Raw genomic sequence first — 25512 nt, forward strand, 5'->3', positions numbered from 1 at the left:
CATCGACAATGCCGTGAACGAAGTAACGGAGACCATGATGAACACGAGAGCCGCACTGGACGATATCATCGACACGCAACGATATCCGATTCATGAACCCGGCACGGTCGCCTATGACAAACTCGTGGAGCGCTGCCAGGAATCGCTGTCCGATGATGGCTGCTGCACACTGCCGGGCTTCCTGCGTCCGGCTGCCGTTGAGCGCATCGCCCGTGAGGCAGAACTCCTCGCGCCCCAGGCCCATCGTCACCAGGCGAGTCACAACCCCTACTTCTGCGAGCCTCGCCCAGAGCTTGGAGAAACGCATCCGATCAACCGCTTTCAGGAGCGCACCAACGGATTCGTCTGTTCCGACCTGATCGATGCCGACTCGGACCTGCAGACGCTGTACAAAAGCGAGGGCATGACGAGATTCATTTCCCAGGCGTTCGAGATCGATCCACTACACCGGTTCGCGGACCCGCTGGCGTGCATGCCGTTCAATGCCATGCAGCCTGGCGACTCCTTTCCATGGCACTTCGACACCAACGAGTTCACCGTGACCTGGATGATCCGGCCACCCGAGCACGGCGGGGTATTCGAGTACGTGCCGGGCATACGCGACCCTGAAGATGAGCATTATGATGATGTCGCCGCCGTCATGGCGGGTCACCGCTCAAAGGTCCGGACCCTCGACCTCGGCGCCGGAGACATGCAGCTGTTCATGGGGCGCTACACATTGCACCGAGTGACACAGGTTCAGGGCTCACGCGCGCGTCATGTGGCCATTCCCTCATGGGCGCGCCAGCCCGACATGGTGGGAACGCCGCATCGGGTGAAGCACTTGTACGGCCGGGTGCTCCCTGTCCACCTCGAGCGTGCCAATATGCGCGAGGACAACCTCGTCGACTGATACCCCCACTGTGTTCCGGCAAGTGAGGGCGGCCACCTTCTCGGGCCGTGCGGCCTGAGTACCCCGCATGAGTCGATACGAAGCGGCCCGGGAATGCCCCGGGCCGCCGATACCTGCCCTTTTTCGCGGGGTTAGTGGGTGCCCTCGAACATGCGGTGACGGGCATTGTCGAGGTGTGTCCGCATGGCGACCTCGGCCCGTTCGCCATCCTGCGCCTCGATGGCCTCGACGATGGCCAGGTGTTCATCCTGGACCCTCTGCAGGCGCGCTTGTGAGGCGCGCAACGAGAGGCTACGCGTCAGGCTCATGCCCTTCTTGATGCTCTCGTTGAGCGATTTCAGCACGGTAGTGTAGTAATGATTGCTGGCCGCCTCGGTGATGGCCAGATGAAAACGGTAGTCTTCATCGGTGGCCAGGTCCTGCCGGGCATTGGCCGCATCGATGATGTCGTAGCAGCGACGAATATGCTCGAGCTGTTCCGGCGTACGACGCACGGCCGCCAGCTGCGCCGCCCGGGCCTCGACATTGGCGCGAAACTCGAAGCAGCGCTGGATGTCGGCGATGCTCGAGATCGGGGCGAACTCGAGCACCGCACTGTCGGGCTGACGCACCACGAAGCTGCCCGATCCACGGCGAGAGACCACCAGCTCGTCTTCCTTGAGCCGCGCCAACGCATCGCGCAGCACCGGCCGAGACACCTCATAGCTGCGGCACAGTTGCGCCTCGGTGGGCAGCTTCTTGTTGACCGGATACCGACCCTCGATGATCGCCGCCAGGATCTTCTCGTAGACCGCCGAAGCCAGTGAAAACTTCTCGTCTTGTGCCATATTCCCTTGCTCCGGTTATCCGCTCCCTCGAGGCCGCCCATCCTCCGGCGGCGACATCCTGTCATACCCTGGCCGCCGGGCCTTCAACGAGCCTGTGAGGCCGCCGCATCGGTCGGCGAGCCACGGCCCGGTCGCTTCCATATGCCATTGGCGATGATCAGCGTCCAGACCAGGATGGCAAGCCCCGCCAGCACCATGGCGATGGGCCGGTCGACGAAGGCCATCAGTTCACCGTCGGACTTGAGTATCGAGCGCATGAAGTTGCTCTCGATGATCGGCCCAAGGATGAACGCCAGGATCAGCGGCCCCAATGGGAAGTCGTTTTCCATCAAGAAGACCCCCACCAGCCCCAGGCCCAGCATCACCCAGACATCGAACATGCTGTTGTTGGCCGAAAAGGCGCCTACGATACAAAACATCAATATCAATGGGTAGAGAACCCCGGTCGGCACCGCGAGTAGACGGCCCGCTCCCTTGATCGCCATGAACCCCAGCGGCAACAGCAGCAGGTTGGCCAAGACGAAGACCAGGAAGATGGCATTGACCAGCGCCCCCTGCTCGGTAAACACATCGGGGCCCGGGGTGATCCCCTTGGTGGTCAGCACCCCGATGATGATCGCGGTGACGGTATCGCCGGGGATGCCGAACACCAGCGCGGGAATATAGGCACCGGACAGGGCCGCATTGTTGGCGGCGCTGGCGGAGACCAGCCCCTCGGGGTGACCGGTGCCATACTTCTGCGGTTCACGGGACAGCTTGCGGCTGATGGCATAGCTGATCCAGGAGGCGATATCCGCGCCGGCCCCCGGCAGGGCGCCGATCATGGTGCCCAACAGCCCGCCCCGAGCCACGCCCCCCTTGTAGCGCCAGGTCGTGCTGACCACGCCACCGAAGCCTTCGCGGCGTGGCGTGTCGGCCCGCGAGGCGCCCCGGCCGGCGGTGGGCAGGCTGCGTAACAACTCGGTGATCGCGAACAGCCCGATCAGCACCGGCAGCAGCGAGATGCCGGCCAGCAGGTCGTAACTGCCCAGGGTGAAACGCACCTGGCCGGAGACGCTGTCCATGCCGACCATCGCGAGCGACAGGCCGATCAGCATCGAGATCGCGCCCTTGAGCGGATCCCCACCGGCTACCAGGATCGCACACGACAGCCCCAGCAGCGCGAGCCAGAAGTATTCGTCGCTGGTGAACTCCAGGGCGAACTCGGCGATACGCGGGGCGAATAGCGCCAGCACCGCGACCCCGATGACCCCCCCCAGCATCGAGCAGGTCACGTTGATGCCAAGCGCCAGGCCGAGCTTGCCCCGCTTGCCCATCAGGAAGGCTTCATCGGCATAGACCGCCGAGGCCGGCGTTCCCGGCATGCGCAACAGCGCACCGGGGATATCGCCCGCGACGATGGCCATGGCGGTGGCCGACACGATGGCGGCAATCGCCGGCAACGGGTCCATGAAGAACGTCACCGGCACCAGCAAGGCCGTGGCCATGGTCGCCGTCAGGCCGGGAATGGCGCCCATGAAGAGGCCGAACAGGGAGGCGGCGATGATCACCAGGATCACCTCCCATTGGAACACCATCGAGGTCGCTTGCAGTAATTCGCTCATGGGTACAGCACCTGTTCAAGAAGCCCCGGGTCCAGCGGCACATGCAACAGCTGAGCGAACAGCAGCCAGATGACCGCCGTCGCCAGTGCCGCGATCAATAGGGCACGCCCCCAGCCACGACGGTGATAGGCCCGGAACAACAGGCTGAGCAGCACGAAGGCCACGACGGGAAAGCCCAGCACCGGCGTCAGCAGTACATAGGCGACCACGCTCGCCACCACGGCGACGAGGGCCAGCAGGAAGGGGCGTACCGCCACCTTGCTCGTCCAGCGGCACCAGGGCTGGCGCTGCCTGAGGCCCTTGGCCACCAGCAGCCCCCCCATCAACAGCAGCAAGCCGCCGATCACCTTGGGGAAGGTGCCCGCCCCATACACCTGACGCGGCAGCGGGCTCAGGTCAGCCGACGCCACGATGAGGGCAGCCCCCAGGGCTGCCGCCATCGTGCCCGACACCGCATCACTGGTGCGCATGGCGAACACCTCCCGGTCGCCGGAACGTTCCCATCACTGGGCCAGCCCCAGCGTGTCGATGATGGCTTCATTGTTACTGTCCTGCTCGGCCATGAACGACTCGAAGCCTTCGGGCCCCTTCCACACGGCGCCGTAGCCGCGACCGCTCATGAACGACTGGAAGTCGTCGGAGTTCCAGACCTCTTCCGCCGCGGCCTGCAGCCGCTGCGAGATATCATCCGGCAGGCCCTCGGGGGCGACCAGGCCACGCCAGGAGCCGTGAGACCAGTCCTCTTCGGTGACTTCCTTGGAGGACGGCACATCGGGGAATCCTGCCTGGCGCTCATTGGCCAGCACCGCCAGGGTGCGGACACGCCCCGATTCACGCATGGATTCGATCTCGGGCAACGACGAGAACACGATATCCACGCCGCCGGCCGCCAGTTCCTGAAGCCCCGGGGCCGCGCCCTCGCTGGGCACCAGGTTGACCGTATTAGGGTCGATGCCCTGCTGATCGAGGAAGCCGGCGAAGGACAGGTGATAGGCGGCCCCCGGTGCGGAACCCGAGACGGTATATTCGTTGGGCGACTCGGCGATATCGGTGAGCGCCTCGTCCAGCGTCTGCCAGGGCGAGTCGGCATTCACGGTGAAGGCCGCGTAGTCCAGGTTGAGCAAGGCGATCGGGGTGAAATCCTGGTAGGACAGGTCGGCGGTACCGATATGCTGGTAGGTCGCGATCTCGGCCGTACCCAGCCCCAGGGTATAGCCATCGGGCGGCGCCATCTTCATCGCCATATGGCCGACGACACCGGCGCCCCCAGTACGGTTGACCACGTTGACCGGCTGGCCTAGCTCGTCCTGCAGGCCCGCGGCGAACTGCCGTCCGACCGCATCGGTGCCGCCACCGGCCGACCAGGGGACGATCAGCGTGATGGGCTTGGCAGGATAGTCGTCGCCGAGGGCAACCGTCGAAGAGGCCACCAGCAGGGAGGCACAGAAGAGACGGGGGAGCTTTCGCATGAGTTATCTCTCTTGTCGTTAAGCGTTTGAAAGCCCCCGGCAGGGCCTGCAAGACTCGCTGCCGGGAAATACGCCAGTCAGAGTGACCCGCCCTCACGAAATAGACAAGTTATTACAACTTAGACTTTATGCTAACGGCGTCGCATCGGCACCGAAAATCCGTCCAATAGAAAACAAATAACAATTTAATATCAATTTCTTATAAAACAAACCCTATCGACAAGACGAATTCGACCTGACGCCATGGCCCATATTCCTACAGGGCTCTCGCGCCGAGTCCATCGGGATTTGTTATTATTTGTTTGAAACACTCCTGACACTGGTCTAAGGTTGAGCGAACGCCAACAGGCGGGCCACGCTCGAGCCGATTCCCGGTTGCGGCCTTCGGCATGGCCCTCACGCCACCACCCTTCAGCCCCACGGCCTGATGCAGGCCCGATTCGTTCAGGAGCATTGCATGTTCACCGATCTCAACGACAAGACCGTCCTCATCACCGGCTCTACCAAGGGTATCGGTCGCGCCGCCGCGGTCGCTTTCGCCCGCGCCGGCGCCATCGTCGGCATCAACAGCAGCCAGAAAGACGAGGCGGCCCTCGAGCTGATCGCACAGCTGGAAAGCGAAGAGGCCCGCTTCGCCTACTACGAGCGCGACCTCACCAAGAGTGGCGAATGCGAATCCCTGATCCAGGCCTTCGTCGAGCAGTTCGGCGAGCTCGATGTGCTGGTCAACAACGCCGGCGGCCTGGGCGTTCGCAAGGGCCTGGAAACCCTCGAGGACGACGACTTCGAGCGGGTCATGGACCTGAACCTGCGCTCCGTGATCATGACCACGCGCTTCGCCATGCCACACCTGAAGGCCTCCGCCGCCAAGCGTGGCGGAACCGCCAGCGTCATCAGCACCGGCTCCATCGCCGGCCGTGAGGGTGGTGGCCTGGGAGCCTCCCTGTACGGCGGCAGCAAGGCCATGCTGCACAACCTGCACCGCAATTGGGTCAAGGAATTCACCCAGGACGGCATCCGCTTCAACATCGTCGCTCCCGGCACCATCGATACCGCCTTCCACGCCGACAAGAGCGCGGAGGTGAAGGAAAAGATCGCCTCCACCATCGCCATGGGTCGCCTGGGTACCTCCGAGGAATGCGCACCCTCCTTCCTGTTCCTGGCCTCCCACGCCGCCAGCGGCTACATCACCGGCCAGGTCATCGACGTCAACGGCGGCCAGATGTGCCCCTGAGATCGCCCCTGGCGATCCCATCGGCCCACCGCACCGATAACCTCATCAGCGGCCGGACATGTCTCCGGCCGCTGGCCTATTCATCTGTCTATCCGACAACGGACCTGGCGCCCGACGCCACGACCGACCCCAGGAGAGCCTCATGACACTGCAAGGCCATCATCTGATCGGCTTCCAGTCGCTGGCTGGACCGGCCGGCATCTCGGCCATCAACCCCGCCTCCGGCGAAACCCTCGACCCTCAGTACCCCATGGCGGGCCAGGCGGAGGCCGAACGGGCCTGCCGACTGGCGGAGGACGCCTTCCCAGCCTATCGCCGCCTGCCGCCGACCGAGCGAGCCGCCTTCCTCGAGGCCATGGCCGACAACATCGACGCCCTCGGCGACACGCTGACCGAGCGCGCCATAGCCGAGACCGGCCTACCCAGGGCCCGCCTCGAGGGCGAACGCGGTCGCACCTGCGGGCAACTCAGGCTGTTCGCCGAGGTCCTGCGCCGCGGTGACTACCTGGACATCCGCATCGACAATGCCCTGCCCGACCGCCAGCCGATGCCGCGCTCGGCGCTGACCCAACGCCAGGTGCCGATGGGCCCGGTGGCGGTCTTCGGCGCCAGCAACTTCCCACTGGCCTTCTCGGTCGCCGGCGGCGATACCGCCGCGGCGTTGGCCGCCGGCTGCCCGGTGATCGTCAAGGCCCACTCCGCCCACCCCGGTACCTCCGAGCTGGTGGGGCGCGCCATTCAACAGGCGGCCCAGACCTGCGAGATGCCGGAAGGCGTGTTCTCGCTGCTGTATGGCAGCGGCGTCGAGCTCGGCCAGGCGCTGGTCAAGGACCCGCGCATCCAGGCGGTCGGCTTCACCGGCTCGCGCAGCGGCGGCACCGCCCTGCTGCGCAGTGCTCAAGCGCGCCCCCAGCCCATCCCGGTCTATGCCGAGATGAGCAGCATCAACCCCGTGTTGCTGCTGCCCCAGCAGCTGGAAGCCAAGGCCGAGACACTGGCCGATGCCTTCGTCGGTTCGCTGACCATGGGCGCCGGACAGTTTTGCACCAATCCCGGGCTGATCCTCGCGCTCTCCGGCGCGGCGCTCGAGCGTTTCGTCGAGCAGGCCGGCCACTCGGTACGTGACGCCGACCCTCAGGTCATGTTGACGCCCGGCATTCATGCCGCCTACGAACAAGGCGTTGCACGGCTCGGCGAGCAGGCCGGGGTCACACGGGTCGCCCAGGGCAAGACGAGCGATGGTCTCGCCTGTGCCTGCCAGCCACACCTGTATCGCACCACGGCCGCGACCTTCCTAGACGACGCCTCGCTCCACGATGAGGTGTTCGGCGCCTGCGCGCTGATCGTCGAATGCGATTCGCCCGAGCAGATGCAACAGGTGCTGGCGGGCCTGGAGGGCCAACTGACCGCCACCGTCCATCTCGAGGATGCCGACCACGAGCTGGCCGAGCGGCTACTGCCACTGCTCGAGCGTCGTGCCGGCCGCCTGCTGTTCAACGGCTGGCCCACCGGCGTCGAGGTATGCCACAGCATGGTCCACGGCGGCCCCTGGCCTTCTACCTCCGACAGCCGCACCACCTCGGTGGGTAGCGCCGCGATCCAGCGTTTCCTGCGCCCCGTTTGCTATCAGGACATGCCCGAGGCGCTGGCCCCGGACAGCCTCAAGGCAGACAACCCGCTGGGCCTGAACCGCCAGGTGGACGGCAAACGCTGAACCAAGCCCGTGTAACGCGGCAACGCGCGACACACGCAAAAGGCCCTCGCCATCGGCGAGGGCCTTTTTCTGGGTACTCGACACAATTCGCCGGAGATAGTCCGCCGTCACGAGCACGATTCCTCCGACCCGCTGTCTCTTCGTCACCGCGCGTTCGCCAGGCCGGGGCCGGCGCTAACGGTAAATCAGGGTCGGCAACCACATCGAAATAGCGGGCACGAAGGTGACCAGTATTAGCACGACCAGCAGAGGAATAAGGAACGGCAGGGTCGCCGAGGCGCAGCGCTCGAACGGCACCTTGGATACTTGAGACAGCACGTAGAGCACTAACCCCACCGGCGGCGTGAGCAGGCCGATCATCAGATTCAACACCATCACGATGCCGAACTGCACCGGGTCAACGCCCAGATTAACGGCGATCGGCAGTAGGATCGGCACCAGAATGGTGATCGCTGCGATGGTTTCCATGAAGCAGCCGACCACGAACAGGATCAGCGTCATCAACAACAGGATGACAGTGGGGTTCGAGGTGACCGTGAGCATCCAGCTGGCAAAGTTCTCGGCCACATGGTGACTGGTCAACAACCAGGAAAAGATCGAGGAGGCAGCGATGATCATCAAGATGATCCCGGTGGTCTCGATGGTCTCCATGGTGACCGCGATCAGCCTTTTGAATGTCAGGGTGCGATAGACCACCGCCCCCAGCAACATGGCGTAGATCACGGCGGCGATGGCGGCTTCGGTGGCGGTGAAGATGCCCAACACGATCCCGCCGACGATGATCACCGGCGTCAGCAGCGACAGAAAGGCGCGACGAAAGGTGTGAGCGATCCAGCCGAACGCAAAGCCAACATCTCGTGGATACTGATAACGCACCGCGTACCAGCCCACCATCAGCATCAAGGCCAGTGCCATCAGCAGCCCCGGCACCAGACCGGCAGCAAACAGCTGTCCGATCGAAGCCGACGCCATCACACCGTAGATCACCAATGGCAGGCTCGGCGGAATGATCGGACCAATGGTGGAAGAGGCAGCGGTGATTCCCACCGAAAAGCCAGGGTCGTAGCCCGCCCGACGCATCGCCTTGATCTCGATGGCGCCAAGCCCGCCGGCGTCGGCCACCGCGGCCCCTGACATGCCGGCGAAGATGACCGAGGCACCGACGTTGACGTGCCCCAGCCCTCCCGGCATCCAGCCCACCAGGGCCCTGGCGAAATCGAAGATCCGGCTGGTGATGCCGGCGGAATTCATCAGCGCACCGGCCAGCACGAAGAAGGGGATCGACAATAGCGGGAAGCTGTCCATTCCCCCGACCATGCGGTGCAGCACGATGAAGTCCGGCACGCCCCCATCGACCAGGATCGCCGCCAGGGACGAGGCACCCAGCGCCACCATGACCGGGAAGCCCATCACCAGCATCATCAGCAGGCCGCCAAACAGTACCAGTAGCGTCATATCGACTCCTCGGGATTGGTATCGCCACGGTGGGCGGCGAGCCACTGCCTCGGGCCGTTCGCCCGAACCACCTGCCACGCCTGGCGCAGCGCCATGATGGCGATGCTCAACAGCACCACGCTATAGAGCGTGTCCATGCCTACCGCTATCGACGTCATCTTCTGGGCGCTCATCAACGGTAGGATCTTCCAGGTCACCCAACCCAGCAGCACGAAGTAGACGAGTTGACCGAGGTCAACGAACCAGATCATCGCGGCCGAGGCACGCAAGGGCAGGTAGCGATACAGCAGCTCTATACGAATATGGCTACGCTTGCGCACCCCTACGGTGGCCGCCAGGAAGCCCACGCAGATCAGCAAATAGCGCGCTACCTCCTCGGTCCACCCCAGGGGCGAACCCAGCACGTAGCGACTGAAGAACTGGGTAAACACGACCACCGCCATCGTCCAGAAGACCACCAGAGTCAGGGCGTCTTCCAGGCCGATATCTCGCCAAGAGAACGTCGGAAGATCATCGTCAAAATCAATGTCAGGGCCTCGTGCCTCGGCACAGGCATCCCCACGGGATGCCTGTGCGGTGCCGAGAGCCTCGCTATCAGTGTGGTTCATGTGATCCATCCAAAGGCGCCTTCTTACAGCACCTGCAAGCGATCGAATTGTTCCTGGGTCCAGGTCGCCTCTTCACCGTTGACCACCGGCAGGGTTTGCTCGCGGAAGGCCTCACGCTCAACCTCCAGCACCTCCACGCCCTGTTCCTTGAACCATTCGATGGAGGCCAATTCCTGCTCACGCACATCGTCGGAGACCTTCTTCGCCACCTCGCCGAGCACCTCGCGGAAAATTTGCTGGTCCTCTTCGGCCAGACCATTAAAGAAGGGACCGCCGGCGACGATCAGGTTGGAGCCGGTCACATGGCCAGTCAGGTTGATGTAGTCCTGCACCTCGTAGAACTTCTTGGCTCGGATGGTCGGCAAGGGGTTCTCCTGAGCATCCACTACCCCCTGCTGAAGCGCTAGGTAAACCTCGGAGAAGGCCACCGGCGTCGGCTGTGCCCCGACGGCGCGTGGGAACAGGCTATAGATGGGCGCATTGGGCACCCGGATCTTCAGCCCCTCCATATCAGCGGGCTCGACGATGGGGGTATTGGAGGTCACGTGGCGCTGGCCATAGTAGCAATCGCCCAGAATCACGTTGCCCCCGGAGGCCTGGCGGTAACCGTCGGCGAATTCCGCTAAGAGCTCGCTGTCGGCGTAGGCCTTCCAGTGCTCGTAGTCGCGGAACACGAAGGGCGCATCGGACAGCGCCAGCGGACCGTAGGTCTGGGCGGCGAAGCTCTGCCCGGTATAGATGATGTCGACGGTGCCAAGCACCAGCCCCTGGTTGATCTCGACTTCCTTGCCCAGGGTGGAGGCCGGAAAGATCTCTAACTCATAGCGGCCATCGGTACGTTCGGCGATCTGCTCGGCACCCCACTCGGCCCAATGGTGATAGGCCTCCGAAGGCTCGTACACGTGGGCCCACTTGACGGTCTCGGCGGCCTGAGTCACGGAAACCATGCCGGCCAGGCAGGCACACAGCGACAGGGACGTCGGGGAAAGACGTGTCATTGGGATACTCCTTGTCTTGTTGATTGTGATGAGAGTGCTTGGTTTGCAGCCGAGCAGCGGCCGCGCTCGATCCAGCTCCAGAGCGGTGCCCCGCGGAACTCCTCGAGCGGCCTGCTACGGCGTCTTGCCCATTGCTCGCCTCGTCGCCTGAGGCGGGGATTCTGCGATCGCGATCCGGCTTGGGGTCCGCATCAGTGCGCGATGGCTTCCGATGCCGCGCCCCACTGTGTCCGTGACGCCGCTTCTTCGCCGATGAAGTCGGCACAGCGGCTGCCCAGCATCATGGCGGGCGCGGTGGTGTTGCCCGCGGGGATATCGGGAACGGCAGACATGTCGCACACCCTGAGCCCGCTCACGCCGCGAACGCGCAGACGTGCGTCGAGCACCGCCATGGGGTCGTCATCGGCGCCCATAGCGGCGCTGCCTGCCGGGTGGTAGTTGGTCTTGACGAAGCGTCGACAGTGCTCGAGCAACTCGTCGTCGCTGGCGTCGCTTCCGGCGAAGGGCAGTGCCACGCCATGCAGATTTTCCTTGAGAGGCGACTGCTCGAAGGCCCGCAGGAAGAACTTCTGCCCCTCCACCATGGCCCGCATGTCATCCGGGTGACCGAGCAGGTTGGGGGACACCAGCGGCATGTCACCGGGATCGGCCGAGCGCAGGCGAACGCGGCCCCGGGCCTTGGGCTTGATCACCACGGTGGTCACCGTGAGGCCATAGCCATCCTTCAGGGCGTCCCGGGTATCCCGATCCAGGTAGACGATAGGCACGCAGAAGGCCTGGATGGTGGGTAACGCCTGGAAGTCGGCGGGATTGACGAAGGCGCCCGCCTCGACCCCGGCCGAGGTCACCGGGCCGCTGCCGAACAGCTTGAATTGCAGGCCGTTGACGAGCATCCGCCAGCCGACGCCCTGCCGGTAGTAGCCGCAGGGCTTCCGGGCGTAGGCGGTGATCGGCACCTCGGGATGGTCGATCAGGTTCTGCCCCACCCCCGGCGCATCGACCTTCACCTCGAGGTCGTGCTCGGCCAGCTGCTCGGCCGGGCCGATACCCGAGAGCATCAGCAGCTGGGGGGTGACCAGCGCTCCCGCGGCCAGGATCACCTCACCCTTGGCGTGAACCTGGTGCTGCCTGCCCTTGAGGTCGAGGTATTCGACGCCCACGGCTCGGCCGTCTTCCACCAGTACTCGCTGGACCTCGCAGCCGAGTTCGACCCGAAGCCCGGGATGATCGCGCAGCGGTTCCACGTAGGCGTGAGCGGCGGAGCAGCGCTTGCCTGAACGATTCATGAACTGATAGAAGCCGACCCCGGCCTGGCGCTCGCCGTTGAAGTCGCCGTTGTAGGGAAGCCCTGCCGCCTGGGCGGCCTGGATAAACCAGCGCGAGGCCACATCGACGTGCCCGGGATCGGAGACCTTGAGCGGCCCGCCGCGGCCGTGTCGCTCGTTCACCAGACGGTTGTTGTCCTCCATCCGGAGAAAGTGCTCGAGCACCGCCTGCCATGACCAGTCGGCCTTTGCCGCGTTGCCTTCGAGCCGACGATCCCAGTCATCGTAATCCTCGGGGCGCCCACGCATGTAGACCTGGGCATTGACCGAGGTGCCGCCGCCCAGCACGTGTCCCTGGGGGATATCGTGCACCCGACCGTCCAGATGAGACTGAGGCTCGGTCCGGTGATAGCGCATGAACTTCGAGCCATTGATCATCTTGAAGATGCCCGGAGGCATGTCGAGCAGTGGGTGATGGTGGGAAGATCCCGCCTCCAGCAACAGCACCCTGGCGCCCTGCTCACGCACGAGACGAGCGGCCACCACGCAACCGGCCGCCCCGCCCCCGACAACAATATGATCGACGTCGCTATTCACTCTCGCTCTCCTGCAAAGAAGGTGCTGCGCACGAACGCCCATGACGTCTCGAGGTGCTCGACCAGGGCGCGCTCCGCGGCGTCGGGGTCGCGCATCAGGATGGCCTCGTAGATCGCCTTGTGGGCCCGGAAATTGTCGCGATTGCGCTGCTCGCTGCGTGGCATTCGGCTCCACTGAGGCGCCAGCCACTCGACGAAGCCGGTGTGGATGGCGGGATAGGCCGGATTGCCGGCGATCGTGTAGAGCACCCGGTGAAAGGCCACATCGGTGGCGTAGAAGCGTTCGGAATCGCCGATGGCGGCCTCGTTGTCATCCAGGGCGCCCTTCAGGTACTTGAGGTCGTCCTTGTCCGCCCCCGTGGCCGCATCCCGCACCAGCACCCGCTCGAACAGCACCCGCACCTGGTAGAGATCATGCACGCCACGGGAGTTGTCGAGCAGATGCTTGATCACCCCCCCTGCCGCCTGCATCGCCGAACTCGCATCGGGGCGACAGACGATCGGTCGATAACGAGGCCGACTTTTCAGGAACCCCTTCGCGGTCAGTGCGGTGAGCGCCTCTCGGATCACGGTGCGACTGGCGCCGTACTGTTCCATCAGCGCACGTTCGGCGGGCAGCGGCCTGCCTTCCTCCAGCTCCCCGGAGACGATGGAGCGCTCAATATTCAGGGTGATCGAGTCCGCACTTCGTTCGCTCATACAAAACCTCACTTATCGTCGTACCAAAAATAAGCTCAAAAAATAGAACCTTCAACTACAACCAATGGCTAACATCGGCAATAATCTAAAATAAATACATAATTTTCATTGATATACGGAAATTATAGACAATGGTATTAGTCAGGACTCCTTGTCACACCACCGAATAGGAAACACTATATGGTCGTACCAAAAGAGGATGCTCCATGGATTTCCAACAGTTCGGCGTTACTCCCCTGGAAGGCCGCATGTGGGTCGATGGCCACTGGTTCGGCACGCCCGGCACCTCCCCCATCGCGGTGGAAAACCCGGCCAACGAAGCCTTGCTGGGCCACGTGCCAGCCGGTGATGCGGCGGCGGTGGACGCCGCCGTCGGCGCCGCCAGGAGGGCGCAACCTGGCTGGGCTCGGCGGCCGGCCAACGAGCGCGGCAAGCTGCTGGCTCGCTGGGCCGAGGAGATCGACCGCCATCTAGAGCCCTTCGCCCGGCTGATCGCCATGGAACAGGGCAAGCCCTTGTCCCAGGCCCGTGGCGAGGTCGGCGCCTGCAGCGAGTTCCTGCGTTACACCGCCCAGTGGGCCAGACGCATCGAAGGCGACATTCTGCCCTCGGACCAGCCCGACGAGGAAATCCAGATTCGCTCGCTGCCGCTCGGCGTGGTCGCCGGACTGACCGCCTGGAACTACCCCGCAGCGCTGGCCACCCGTAAGGCGGGGCCCGCCCTGGTGGCAGGCAATACCTTCATCCTGCTGGGCCATGAGATCACTCCCTACGCAGGCCTCTACCTCGCAGCGCTGTCCGAGCGTGCCGGCTTTCCGCCGGGGGTATTCAACGTGGTGACGGGCCAGGGCCCGGTGACGGGACAGGCACTGGTGGAACATCCCGGCACCGACCTCATCACCATGACCGGCAGCACCCGCGCGGGACGCCAGATCTTTCGCAGTGCCGCCGAGGAGCTCAAGGTCGTGCGGCTGGAGCTAGGAGGCAAGGCCCCCTTCATCGTGATGGAAGACGCCGACGTCGACGCCGCGGTCAAGGCCGCCGTCACCGCGCGCTACACCAACTGCGGCCAGATCTGCACCTGCAGCGAACGCATCTACCTGCACCGGCAGATCGCCGACGAGTTCATCGAGAAGTTCATCGCCGCCTCCCGCGAGCTCACCATCGGCGATCCGCTGGACGATCCCGATATGGGTCCCAAGGTCAGTCGAGTCGAACGCGACAAGGTCGCCGACATGGTCCGGCGCGGCGTCGCCCAGGGGGACCGTGTGCTGCTCGAGGGCGGCCCGCTCGAAGGAGGCGACTACGCCCGGGGCTACTGGATGTCCCCCACTATCGTCGAGACCCGGGACAATCGCTCGCCGTTGATCCAGGACGAGGTGTTCGGCCCGGTGGTGCCGATCCAGCGGGTCGATGACTTCGAGCAGGCACTGGCCTACGCCAACGACACCTCCTACGGGCTGTCCGCCTATGTCTTCACCCAGGACCTCAAGCGGCTGATGCGACTGCCCTCGGAGCTGCGCTTCGGCGAGATCTACTTCAATCGTACCAACGGCGAGCAGGTTCACGCCTACCACTCCGGATGGGGCCACTCCGGTGTCGGTGGCGAGGACGGCAAGTACGGTTTCTCCGCCTATTTCAAGAAGCAGACGATGTACCTCAACTGGGGCGACTGACCCTCGCCGGCGACAGACGGCTGCCCATCGAGACATCGTCATCCATCGACAACAAGCACAACAAGCACAACAAGCACAACAAGCCAGGAGTCCAACATGCCTTCGACCAACCACTCTCGCCTCTCCCGTCGCGCCCTTTCCGGGCTTGCTTCCATCGCCCTGCTGGGACTGGCCGCCGCCCCCGGCTGGGCACAGGAGCTGCCACCGCTGGAAGAGAAGGACAGCTACCGGGTGGGGTTCGCCCAGATGGAGAGCAACAACCCCTGGCGCATCGCCGAGACCCAGTCGTTTCGCGATATCGCGCCCGAGTGCAACTGGCAACTGACGGTCACCGACGCCGCCGGCTCCGCCGCCAAGCAGGTCGCCGACGTGGACAGCATGATCGCCCAGGGGGTCGACGCCATCTTCCTGCCTCCGCGGGAGGAAAAGGCGCTGATCCCGGCGGTGATGAAGGCCCGGTCCGCGGACATCCCGGTGTTTCTGGTCGACCGTATCGTCGATGACGAGGTGGCCCAGGCCGGCAAGCACTACGTCAGCTTCCTGGGCTCCGACTTCGTCGAGCAGGGACGCATCGCCGCCCAGTGGCTGGTGGACAACTTCGAGGGCGAACAGGCCCACATCATCGAGCTGGAAGGCACCACCGGTGCCTCCTCGGCCAATGACCGCAAACAGGGCTTCGACGCCGTCATCACCGAGCAGGACAACATGCAGATCATCGCCTCCCAGTCCGGCGACTTCGCCCGCGACACCGGTCGTCAGGTGATGGAAACCCTGCTCCAGGCCCACCCCGAGGTCAATGTGGTCTACGCCCACAACGACGAGATGATCATCGGCGCCATCCAGGCGCTGGAGCTGGCCGGACGCACCCCCGGCGAGGACGTGCTGCTGGTCTCCATCGACGGCACCCGTGACGCCCTCCAGGCCATCCTCGACGGCAAGCTCGGTGTCAGCGTGGAGTCCTCCCCCCGCTTTGGCCCGATGGCCTGCGACGTGCTCAACCGCTACGCCGCCGGCGAGACCATCGAACCCTGGGTGCGGGTCGAGGATCGCGTCTTCACCCGCGACAACGCCGCCGAGCACATCGACGACGCCTACTGATCCGTGCTTGCCCACCAACACCAGGTACCCAAGCCATGACAGCGCTCATCGACATGCGCGACATCCACAAACGTTTTGGAGGCACCGTCGCCCTCGACGGCGCCTCCCTCACGATCGCGCCCGGCGAGGTCCACGCCCTGATCGGCCAGAACGGGGCCGGCAAGTCCACCCTGATCAAGGTGCTGACCGGGGTCTATGCTCTCACCAGCGGGGAGATCCTCCTCGACGGCCAGCCCATCACCTTCTCCGGCCCGCGACGGGCGCAACAGGCGGGTGTCGCCACCATCTACCAGGAACTCAACCTGGTGCCCCTGCGCTCGGTGACCGAGAACATGATGATGGGCTTCGAGCCACTCCACTGGTGGGGAGGGATCGACTGGCCCCGAGCCCATCGACGGGCCCGCTCGGTACTCGGGGAACTCGGCGTGGATATCGACGTCCGCCGCCCGCTCAGCGAGTACTCCACCGCCATCCAGCAGCTGGTGGCCATCGGCCGGGCGGTGTCACAGCGGGTCAAGCTGGTGATCATGGATGAGCCGACCAGTTCGCTGGACGAGCGCGAGGTGGCGCGACTGTTCGAAGTCATTCGGCTGCTCAAGTCTCAGGGCACCTCGGTGCTGTTCGTCTCGCACTTCCTCGAGGAGCTCTACGCCGTGTGCGACTGCGCCACCATCATGCGCAACGGCGCCACGGTGGAACAGCGCACCCTCAGCGAGACGCCGCGACTGGAGCTGGTCGCCTCCATGCTCGGCCGGGCGGCCGCGGACATCCAGGCCAGCGGCACCACCAGCTTTCGTGACCTCAGTATCGACGCCGACGAGACACTGCTCGAGGTCGAGGATCTGGCCACCACCAAGGGCCTGCGCCAGGCCTCCCTGGAGGTGCGGCAGGGCGAAATGGTCGGGCTCGGCGGCTTGCTCGGCGCCGGGCGCAGCGAGGTGGCGCGCGCGCTGTTCGGTCTCGATCGGGCCACCCAGGGCGAGATGCGCCTGGCCGGCCGAGCCTACGCTCCACGCCATACCCGCGACGCCATCGCCGCGGGTGTGGCACTGCTCAGCGAGGACCGCAAGGTCGAGGGCATCATTCCCGGGATGAGCGTGCGCGAGAACATGACACTCCCCCTGCTCGGCTCTCTCAGTCGACGGGGCGTCATCCAGAGGCGCCGTGAGCGCGAGCTGGCCGAGCACTTCATCGAGGCGCTGCAGATCAAGACCGCGTCGATGGAGCAGCCCATCGGCCAGCTCTCCGGCGGCAATCAGCAGAAGGTGCTGCTGGCACGCTGGCTGGCCACCCATCCGCGCCTGCTGATCCTCGATGAGCCGACCCGCGGCGTCGATATCGGCGCCAAGCGAGAGATCCAGCGCATCGTCCAGGACTACCAGGCGCGGGGGGGCGCGGTGCTGATGATCAGCTCCGAATTCGAGGAGCTCGCCGAAGGCGCCCAACGGGTGGTGATCATGCACGAGGGCCATGCCACCCGGGTGCTCGACAACCCGGGGCTCACCGAAGACGCCCTGGTGACCGCCATCGCCACCGCTCAGCACGACCGCGGCGATGGCGACCGCCACGACGATGGCGCGCCGCCCCAGGCTGCGCCCCTCCCCGACCACCAGGAGACCGCACCATGACGTCGCTTCGTTCATCCAGTCAGGGGGTCGGTCAGTCGGCCAGCCCCCGACGGCGCCGATCCATGCCGGCGAACTCCCGCAGCCTGACCCTGCTCGTCGCCCTGCTGTCACTGATTCTGCTCAATGCCGCGATCACACCCAACTTCCTCGAATGGCAGACCCTGTCGGTCAATATCTCCCAGGTGTCGACCATCGCCATCGTCGCCCTCGGCATGACCCTGGTCATCGCCACCGGAGGCATCGACCTGTCGGTGGGCGCCGTGATGGCCCTGGCCGGCGCACTGGCCCCGCTGATCTTCCTGTCGGAGTTCGGCCAGCAGGCGCCGCTGGCGATGACCCTGGTCGCGATCGTCGTGGCGCTGGCCATCGCCATGGCCTGCGGGCTGTTCAACGGCATGCTGGTCAGTCGCTTCGGCGTGCAACCGATCATCGCCACTTTGGTGCTGTTCATCACCGGCCGCGGCCTGGCCCAGGTGCTGACCAACGGCAACCTGCAGACCTTCGACAACCCCGCCTTCGAGTTCCTCGGCGCGGGGCGGCTGCTCGGCCTGCCGTTCCAGGGCTGGCTGGTGGCGGTCATCGCCCTGCTGGTGGCCTGGGTCATCGCCCGCACCCGCTACGGCCGCTATCTGCTGGCTACCGGCGGCAACCCCCAGGCGGCACGCATGGCGGGCGTTCCGGTGACTCGCGTCAAACTCGCGGCCTACACCAGTTGCGCCCTGCTCGCCGGGCTCGCCGGACTGATCACCGTGGCCATCAATTCCGCCTCAGACGCCGCCAAGAACGGCAGCCTGATGGAACTCGATGCCATCGCCGCGGCGGTGGTCGGCGGCGCCCTGCTCAAGGGCGGCAAGGCCCCTATCGCCGGGGTAATCCTCGGTGCCGCGATCATTCAGCTGGTGCGCTACACCCTGCTCGCCAACGGCGTCGCCGACGAGGTAGCCCTAGTGGTGAAAGCCGCCATCATCGTGCTGGCGGTGTATCTCCAGATGCCAAGAGGAGCCCACTGACATGATCACCATCGCCTGGCGCCAGCGCCTCGCCGACAACGGCCAGGCCACCGGGGTCTGCGTGATCCTGCTGGCACTGGTCTGCCTCGGCCTACTGCGTTACGACAATTTCGGCAGCGCCTACAATCTGTCGTCCTTTCTCAACTACAACGCCATGTTCGTGCTGATCAGCCTGGGCATGTGCCTGGTGATCATCACCGGCGGCATCGACCTGTCGGTGGGCACGGTGGCGGCGCTATCCTCGGTCACCGCCGCCTATGCGAGCCCCCTGGGCCTCGTCCCGGCCCTACTGGCGGGCCTGGCCACCGGGCTCGCGGCGGGGCTGGTGAACGCCCTGATGATCACCCGCCTACATATCCCGCCCTTCATCGCCACCCTGGCAAGTCTCCTGGCGGCCAAGGGCACCGCCCTGATCATCAGCGGCAACCAGACGGTGCCGGTGGACTGGGCCAGCGGCTTCACCCGGCTAGGCATGGAGTCGATCGGCGGACTGCTGCCCTGGAGCTTCGCCATCACCCTGGTGGTAGGCGCCGGCCTATGGTGGCTGCTGGAGCAGCGCCCCATCGGCCGCACCATGCTCGCGGTCGGCGACAACGAGGAAGCCGCCCACCTGATGGGCCTGCCCGCGCGCAAGGCCAAGACGCTGGCCTACCTGATCAGCGGCGGCTGCGCCGGACTCTCCGGGGTCTTTCTGGCCTCGGGCTTCGGCGCCGGCCAGCCGCTGGAAGGGCTGGGCTGGGAGCTGACCGCCATCGCCGCCGTGGTCGTCGGCGGAACCCTGTTGACCGGCGGCAAAGGCTCGCTGGTGGCAACACTCATCGGCGCGCTGATGCTCGGCCTGATCTTCAACCTGCTGAACTTCGAGAACGGCCTGGGCACCTTCAACCTCAGCGCCTACTGGCAGATGGTCATCCGCGGCGCCTTCCTCTTCGTCGTGATCGCGATTCAGGTGCAGATCACGCGCACACGCAACTCAGGATAATCTTCCCATGTCGACGATCACTTCCATCGAGCTCGACCTCTACCGCGTCCCCTTGAGCGAGCCCATGGGCGATGCCAAGCACGGCGTGCATACGGATTTCGAGATCGTGACCGCCACCGTCACCACCGCGGATGGCCTGTCCGGCACCGGCTACACCTATACCGGCGGGCGCGGCGGGCACGCCATCCTGGCGCTGCTCGAGCATGATCTCGCCCCGCTGCTGCTAGGCCGCGACGGTGCCGACATCGCGCGCTGCTACGAAGACATGCTGTGGCACATTCACTACGTGGGCCGGGGAGGCATCGCCGCCTTCGCCGTCTCGGCGCTGGATATCGCGCTGTGGGACCTCCGGGGCCACCGGCTCGGCGAGCCGCTGTGGAAGATGGCCGGCGGTGAAGCCCGCCAGTGTCGCGCCTACTTCGGCGGCATCGACCTCAACTTCTCCCTCGAGCGCCTGCTGGATAACGTCCAGGGTTACCTCGATCGAGGCGCCGAGGCGGTCAAGATCAAGGTCGGTCGCCCGACGCTCGCCGAGGATGTCGAGCGCGTGGCCAGGGTGCGCGAGCTGATCGGCCCAGAGCGCCTATTCATGGTCGACGCCAACTATGCGCTGAGCGTCGATGGCGCCATCGACGCCGCCAACGCCTTCGCCCCGCATGGCATCACCTGGTTCGAGGAACCCACCATCCCCGACGACTACCAGGGCTACGCGCGCATCGCCGAGCGAACCGGCATGGCGCTGGCCATGGGCGAGAACCTGCACACCAGTCACGAGTTCGGCTACGCCTTCGAGCAGGCTCGGCTATCGTTTATCCAGCCGGACGCCTCGAACTGCGGCGGTATCAGCGGCTGGCTCGATGTCGCCCGCCAGAGCCGGGAATACGGGCTACCCATCTGCAGCCACGGCATGCAGGAGCTGCACGTCAGCCTGGTGTCGGCCCAGCCCAACGCCGGCTGGATGGAGATCCACTCGTTTCCCATCGACCAGTACACCCATCGCCCCCTGGTCCTCGACCAGGGGCGCGCGGCGGCCCCGGACAGCCCCGGCATCGGCGTCGAGTTCGATCGCGACCGGCTCGCCCCCCATCGCACCGCCAGTGCCCGGTTGCGCGCCAATCGGACGACTCTGCGCCATCAGGACAGCGCCTGAGCGCCACCGCTCCACACTCACACACGAGGACATTCATCATGGAAGCACTGGTCTATACCGGCCCCAAGCAGGTCGAGGTCACCGACGTTCCGGCCCCCACGCCCCGTGCCGATGCCGTCAAGGTGCGCATGACCTACTGCGGCGTCTGTGGCACCGACATCGGCATCTACTCGGGCAAGCACCCCCGCGCCCAGGCGCCGCTGGTGCTGGGCCACGAATTCGTCGGCCGCGTGGAGCAGACACCGCCGGGCTCGGCGTTCGCGGTGGGTGACCGGGTGGTGGCCTATCCGCTGATCTCCTGCGGCGACTGTCACCCCTGCCGTAACGGCACGCCCCACGTCTGTGCCAGACTGCGCCTGATCGGCATCGATCGCGACGGCGGCATGACCGACCATCAATGGGTCGACGAGAACGTGTTGTTCAAGGTGCCGGACAGCCTGTCCGATGACGTGGCGGCACTGGTGGAGCCCCTGGCGGTGGTGGTCAGGACCCTGCATCAGGCGCGCTTCGAGCTGCTCGACAGCGCGGTGGTGATGGGCGCCGGCCCCATCGGCCTGTTGACCGCCATCGTGCTGCGTCACTCGGGCGCCTCCCAGGTCATCGTCTCCGACGTCGACGAGGGCCGCCTGGCGCTGTGCCGCCAGCTCGGCTTCGACACCGTGGACGTGCGCAGCGAGAGCCTGGTCGAGCGGGTCGCCGGCGCTACCGGAGGCGACGGCGCCGATGCCGTGTTCGAGTGCTCGGGCGTCGAGAGCGCCGCGCTGGAGATGACCAAGGTGGTGCGCGTCGGCGGCACCATCTGCCTGACCGCGACCCACAAGGCGGCCCACGCGGTCAATCTCATCGACGTGAACTTCAAGGAGCTGACCCTGATCGGCTCCCGGGTCTACACCCACAAGGAGTTCGGCGACGCCCTCACGCTTGCCGACACCCTGGCCGATACGCTGCGACAGACCATCACCCAGGTGGTGCCGCTGTCCGACGCCGCGGGCATCTTCGAGATGATCGCGACTCCCTCTCTCACTACCGTCAAGGTACTGGTGGATTGCCAATCATGACGCGTTTCGATCTCAACGGCCGCAAGGCCATCGTCAGCGGCGGCACCCGAGGGCTCGGGCTCGGCATGGCCGAAGCCCTGCTCGAAGCGGGTGCCGAGGTCGTGATCCTGGGCTCGTCGGACAAGGTGCATGAGGTCGCCGCGGGACTCGCCGCGTCCGGGGACCAGTGCCACGGCGTGGTCGTCGACCTGTCCGGGCACCAGCAACGCCGCGAGGGCTTCGAGTCCGCTCTCGACAAGCTCGGCGGCGAGCTCGACATCCTGGTCAATGCCGCCGGCGTCCAGCGCCGCCATCCCTCGGAGCACTTCCCCTTGGAGGACTGGGAGGCGGTGCTCGAGGTCAACCTGACCGCGGTGTTCGAGCTGTGTCAGCTGGCGGCCCGCGCCATGCTCGAGCGCGACCCGCAGGGGCAAGGCCAGGGCAAGATAGTCAACATCGCCTCGCTGCTATCGTTCTTCGGCGGCATGACGGTGCCGGCCTACGCCGCCAGCAAGGGCGGCGTGATGCAGCTGACCAAGGCGCTAGCCAACGAATGGGCGGCGCGGGGTATCAACGTCAACGCCATCGCTCCCGGCTACATGGCCACCGACATGAACAGTGCCCTGCTAGCCGATGAAGGCCGCTATGCCGAGATCACCGCACGCATTCCCGCCGGGCGCTGGGGCTGCGGTGATGACATGCAGGGCCCCTTGTTGTTCCTGGCCTCGCCCGCCTCCGACTACGTCCACGGCGTCACTTTACCCGTCGATGGCGGCTACCTCGGCCGCTGAAGGAGATTTCCATGAAGATCGTCTTTACCGACCTCGATCACGCCAACCACGACGTGGAGACCGAGATCCTCGACCGTGCAGGCTTCGCAGCCCCGCTGCTTCGCTGCCTGAACGAAGATGAGCTGATCGAGCAGCTCGCAGGCGTCGAAATCGCGCTCAACCAGTACGCGCCCTTCACCCGGCGAGTCTTCGATGCCCTCCCCGACCTCAAGCAGATCATCCGCTATGGGGTGGGCGTCAACAACGTCGATCTCGAGGCCGCCAGCGCCGCCGGCGTGCAGGTCTGCAACGTCCCGGACTACGGCATGCACGAGGTCTCCGATCACGCCCTGGCGCTGAGCCTCGCCCTGATTCGCAAGCTGGTGCCGATGAACGCCGGTTGCCAGGCCGGCCGCTGGGAGTACGCCGATGCCATCCCGATCCGGCGCCAAACCCGCATGACAGCGGGCGTGGTCGGCCTCGGTCGCATCGGCCGACTCTACGCCCGCAAGATGGCGGCGCTGGGCTTCAACGTCATCGCCCACGACCGCTACCATCAGCCCAATGCCGCCGACGGCAACGATGACATTCGCTGCCTCGAGCTCGATGCGCTGTTCCGCGAGGCCGACGTGATCGGGCTGTTTTGCCCGCTGACCGAGGAGACCCGGCACATGGTGGACGACGCGGCGCTGGCGCGGATGAAACCCACCGCCTATGTGGTGAACACCTCCCGCGGGGGCATCATCGATGAGGCGGCCCTGGCCCAGGCACTGACGGCGGGCAAGCTGGCCGGCGCCGCCCTGGACACCACCGAGCGGGAGCCGCTACCGGCGGACAGCCCATTGCGCGGCATCGACAACTGCCTGGTCACGCCGCACATGGCCTGGTACTCGGAAGACGCGGCGCTGGAGCTTAAGCGCAAGGTGGCCGAGGAAGCGGTGCGCTTCGCCAACGGCGAGCAGATCCTGTGGCCGGTGAATCGGCCGGAGAAATGAAGCGGCTGCTCCACCACTGGAACGCCCGACGAATCTGGGGTTCATCGAACCCCAGCCGGGACCACAGCCTCGCAGGTTACTGATACGGGTGGTGGAGCGCCCTCCATTCCACCATCTTCCAAGGGCCACGCCGCTGTCACGCCAACCTGCGAATCGTCATGTAATTCCGGGCATCGCGCCCGTCATATCAACGGCAAGGCCCTCGCCGATGGCGAGGGCCTTGTTGGAAATAACCGACGGAGACAACCGATGGTCAGCTCGCGCTCTTGCTGCCCTTCAGCTGCATCGGCTTGCGAATCACCAGAAAATAGATGAAGACCAGCGTCAGTACGATGAAGAACAGGCTGTCCGGTTGGGTCACGAACACCGTCAGGTCGCCGTTGGACAGTGTCAGGGCGCGACGCAGGTACTCTTCGAGACCCGGCCCGAGGATGAACCCAAGCAACAGGGTCACCACCGGATAGCCGTGCTTGCGCAGATAGAAGGCCAACCCCCCCATGACCAGGGTCATCATCATCTGGAAGGTCGAGTAGGTCGCCACATAGCTACCCACCACCGCCAGCATGGCGATCGAGCCGAACAACACGTCACGACGAATGCGCACGATGCGAATGAAGTAGGGCCCCAGCAGGTACATGGTCAGCGGGATCAGGATCAGCGCGCTGAAGATCAACGCCGCCAGCATGGGCGCGATCAGCCCGGCCTGGGACTCCATCAGCTGAGGCCCCGGCTGAATCCCGTTGATCACCAGCACCCCCAGCACGATGGCGGTGATCGGATCACCGGGGATGCCGAAGGTCAGCATCGGCACCAGGGCACCGCCGCACACCGCATTGTTGGCACTCTCGGCCGCCGCGATGCCCTGAGGGTTGCCCTTGCCAAAGGAATCCGGATCCCGCGAGGTGCGTACCGCCTCCACGTAGGCCAGGAAACCGCCCATGGAGCCACCGGCACCGGGCAGGGTGCCGACAAGATAGCCGATGGTGGAGGACTTCAGGTAGCAGGCGGCCCCGATGCGCCGGATCGCCGAACGCGAGGGAATGAAGTCACGGCGACGGATCCTCGCCACCCCTTTCAGCTTCTCGCGGATGCGTTTCGCCTCGTCATTCTCGGCCAGCTGGGTCAGCAGCTCGCTGATGGCGAAGGTGCCGATGATCACCGGCATCAGGTCGATCCCGGCCGCCAGCTCCCCCATGCCGAAGCTGAATCTAGCCACCGGCACCATGGCGTCCAGCCCTACCGTGGCCAGCATCAGGCCGAGGCAGGCGGCGATCGCGGCGCGGCGGACATTCCCTCGTTGAGCGATCACGATGACGATCAACGCGAACAGGATCAACGCGCACTTGCCGGTGGTCTGCACCAGCAGCGACAGGTCGGCGATCAGCGGCGCCAGCACCACCAACAGCACCGCGCCGAAGACGCCCCCGATCATCGAACCGAAGGAGGCATGCCCCAGCGCCAGAGGGCCTTCGCCCCGCTGCTGCATGGGGTAGCCTTCCAGCGCCGTCATCATCGAAGACGGGGCACCGGGAATGTTGATGGTGGTCGCGGTGATGCTGCCGCCACACATCCCCGCCATGTAGATGCTGGCACAGGCCATCAGCGCGGTGGTCACATCCAGGCTGTAGGTCAGCGGCAGCAACAGTGCGAGCGCCAGGGTCGCGGTCAGGCCGGGAATCGCCGAAAAGATGGTGCCGATCAGAAAGCCCGCCACCACATAGAACAGCACCGTGGGATCGAGCAGCAGCCCGAAGCTCGCCACCACTTGCATCATGAAATCCATGCATCACCCTCCGCGCAGCGAC

The 25512-nt window shown here is 65.3% G+C and carries 22 protein-coding genes; 12 read left to right on the top strand and 10 right to left on the bottom strand.

Annotated elements, in window-relative coordinates; all coding sequences use genetic code 11:
• Nucleotides 1-13 precede the first annotated feature (13 nt).
• Nucleotides 14-892, top strand: a complete 879-nt coding sequence (locus ETC07_RS07495) for a HalD/BesD family halogenase (protein ID WP_136247890.1) — start codon at nt 14-16, stop codon at nt 890-892.
• 131 nt (nt 893-1023) lie between these two features.
• Here ETC07_RS07495 and ETC07_RS07500 read toward each other — a convergent pair whose 3' ends face one another.
• The 4 genes from ETC07_RS07500 to ETC07_RS07515 all read right to left on the bottom strand — a co-directional run bounded on the left by ETC07_RS07500 (nt 1024) and on the right by ETC07_RS07515 (nt 4792).
• Nucleotides 1024-1719 carry a FadR/GntR family transcriptional regulator gene (locus ETC07_RS07500; protein ID WP_136247891.1) on the bottom strand — a complete coding sequence of 232 codons (696 nt, stop codon included), beginning with the start codon at nt 1717-1719 and terminating at the stop codon, nt 1024-1026.
• Between the two features lie 83 nt (nt 1720-1802).
• Nucleotides 1803-3323 (bottom strand): tripartite tricarboxylate transporter permease, encoded by a 1521-nt coding sequence (locus ETC07_RS07505; protein WP_168709189.1) that lies wholly within the window; start codon nt 3321-3323, stop codon nt 1803-1805.
• Nucleotides 3320-3793 carry a tripartite tricarboxylate transporter TctB family protein gene (locus ETC07_RS07510; RefSeq protein ID WP_136247892.1) on the bottom strand — a complete coding sequence of 158 codons (474 nt, stop codon included), beginning with the start codon at nt 3791-3793 and terminating at the stop codon, nt 3320-3322. Before ETC07_RS07510 ends, ETC07_RS07505 begins: the two co-directional genes overlap by 4 nt.
• Before the next feature lie 33 nt (nt 3794-3826).
• Complete coding sequence (locus ETC07_RS07515) at nt 3827-4792, bottom strand: Bug family tripartite tricarboxylate transporter substrate binding protein (RefSeq protein ID WP_136247893.1); 966 nt, start codon at nt 4790-4792, stop codon at nt 3827-3829.
• 457 nt (nt 4793-5249) lie between these two features.
• Between ETC07_RS07515 and ETC07_RS07520 the strand changes: the two genes are divergently transcribed.
• Complete coding sequence (locus ETC07_RS07520) at nt 5250-6026, top strand: SDR family NAD(P)-dependent oxidoreductase (RefSeq protein ID WP_136247894.1); 777 nt, start codon at nt 5250-5252, stop codon at nt 6024-6026.
• Between the two features lie 142 nt (nt 6027-6168).
• Nucleotides 6169-7740 carry an aldehyde dehydrogenase (NADP(+)) gene (locus tag ETC07_RS07525; RefSeq protein WP_136247895.1) on the top strand — a complete coding sequence of 524 codons (1572 nt, stop codon included), beginning with the start codon at nt 6169-6171 and terminating at the stop codon, nt 7738-7740.
• A gap of 174 nt (nt 7741-7914) precedes the next feature.
• On the opposite strand, the gene ETC07_RS07530 is transcribed toward ETC07_RS07525, so the two are convergent.
• From ETC07_RS07530 to ETC07_RS07550, 5 genes are all read right to left on the bottom strand, one after another.
• Nucleotides 7915-9195, bottom strand: a complete 1281-nt coding sequence (locus ETC07_RS07530) for a TRAP transporter large permease (protein WP_136247896.1) — start codon at nt 9193-9195, stop codon at nt 7915-7917.
• Nucleotides 9192-9803 (bottom strand): TRAP transporter small permease, encoded by a 612-nt coding sequence (locus ETC07_RS07535; RefSeq protein ID WP_168709190.1) that lies wholly within the window; start codon nt 9801-9803, stop codon nt 9192-9194. Before ETC07_RS07535 ends, ETC07_RS07530 begins: the two co-directional genes overlap by 4 nt.
• A 23-nt stretch (nt 9804-9826) precedes the next feature.
• On the bottom strand, nt 9827-10801 hold the full coding sequence (locus ETC07_RS07540) for a sialic acid TRAP transporter substrate-binding protein SiaP (RefSeq protein ID WP_136247898.1): 975 nt from the start codon (nt 10799-10801) through the stop codon (nt 9827-9829).
• Nucleotides 10802-10992: 191 nt separating this feature from the next.
• Nucleotides 10993-12663, bottom strand: a complete 1671-nt coding sequence (locus tag ETC07_RS07545) for a GMC family oxidoreductase (RefSeq protein ID WP_205742517.1) — start codon at nt 12661-12663, stop codon at nt 10993-10995.
• Nucleotides 12660-13361, bottom strand: coding sequence for an FCD domain-containing protein (locus ETC07_RS07550; protein ID WP_136247900.1), 702 nt, complete (start codon nt 13359-13361; stop codon nt 12660-12662). The genes ETC07_RS07545 and ETC07_RS07550 overlap by 4 nt, the downstream gene beginning before the upstream one ends.
• A gap of 206 nt (nt 13362-13567) precedes the next feature.
• Here ETC07_RS07550 and ETC07_RS07555 point away from each other — a divergent pair, with 206 nt between their 5' ends.
• From ETC07_RS07555 to ETC07_RS07595, 9 genes are all read left to right on the top strand, one after another.
• Nucleotides 13568-15037: an aldehyde dehydrogenase family protein gene (locus ETC07_RS07555; RefSeq protein WP_205742518.1), complete on the top strand. Its 1470-nt coding sequence runs from the start codon at nt 13568-13570 to the stop codon at nt 15035-15037.
• A 96-nt stretch (nt 15038-15133) separates the two neighbouring features.
• Complete coding sequence (locus tag ETC07_RS07560) at nt 15134-16135, top strand: ABC transporter substrate-binding protein (RefSeq protein WP_136247901.1); 1002 nt, start codon at nt 15134-15136, stop codon at nt 16133-16135.
• A gap of 35 nt (nt 16136-16170) precedes the next feature.
• Nucleotides 16171-17763 (top strand): sugar ABC transporter ATP-binding protein, encoded by a 1593-nt coding sequence (locus tag ETC07_RS07565; RefSeq protein WP_205742519.1) that lies wholly within the window; start codon nt 16171-16173, stop codon nt 17761-17763.
• Nucleotides 17760-18773 carry an ABC transporter permease gene (locus ETC07_RS07570; RefSeq protein ID WP_168709191.1) on the top strand — a complete coding sequence of 338 codons (1014 nt, stop codon included), beginning with the start codon at nt 17760-17762 and terminating at the stop codon, nt 18771-18773. Before ETC07_RS07565 ends, ETC07_RS07570 begins: the two co-directional genes overlap by 4 nt.
• 1 nt (nt 18774) lies before the next feature.
• Nucleotides 18775-19755 carry an ABC transporter permease gene (locus ETC07_RS07575; RefSeq protein ID WP_136247902.1) on the top strand — a complete coding sequence of 327 codons (981 nt, stop codon included), beginning with the start codon at nt 18775-18777 and terminating at the stop codon, nt 19753-19755.
• Between the two features lie 7 nt (nt 19756-19762).
• A complete protein-coding gene (locus ETC07_RS07580; protein WP_136247903.1) occupies nt 19763-20905 on the top strand; it encodes a mandelate racemase/muconate lactonizing enzyme family protein in 1143 nt (380 codons plus the stop codon).
• A 38-nt stretch (nt 20906-20943) separates the two neighbouring features.
• Nucleotides 20944-21963: a zinc-dependent alcohol dehydrogenase gene (locus tag ETC07_RS07585; RefSeq protein ID WP_136247904.1), complete on the top strand. Its 1020-nt coding sequence runs from the start codon at nt 20944-20946 to the stop codon at nt 21961-21963.
• On the top strand, nt 21960-22733 hold the full coding sequence (locus tag ETC07_RS07590) for an SDR family NAD(P)-dependent oxidoreductase (protein WP_136247905.1): 774 nt from the start codon (nt 21960-21962) through the stop codon (nt 22731-22733). The genes ETC07_RS07585 and ETC07_RS07590 overlap by 4 nt, the downstream gene beginning before the upstream one ends.
• Before the next feature lie 11 nt (nt 22734-22744).
• On the top strand, nt 22745-23707 hold the full coding sequence (locus ETC07_RS07595) for a C-terminal binding protein (protein ID WP_136247906.1): 963 nt from the start codon (nt 22745-22747) through the stop codon (nt 23705-23707).
• A gap of 253 nt (nt 23708-23960) precedes the next feature.
• On the opposite strand, the gene ETC07_RS07600 is transcribed toward ETC07_RS07595, so the two are convergent.
• Complete coding sequence (locus ETC07_RS07600) at nt 23961-25490, bottom strand: tripartite tricarboxylate transporter permease (RefSeq protein WP_136247907.1); 1530 nt, start codon at nt 25488-25490, stop codon at nt 23961-23963.
• Nucleotides 25491-25512: the final 22 nt, after the last annotated feature.

Origin of the sequence: Halomonas borealis (assembly GCF_004798905.1) — a bacterium.
GTDB lineage: Bacteria > Pseudomonadota > Gammaproteobacteria > Pseudomonadales > Halomonadaceae > Halomonas > Halomonas borealis.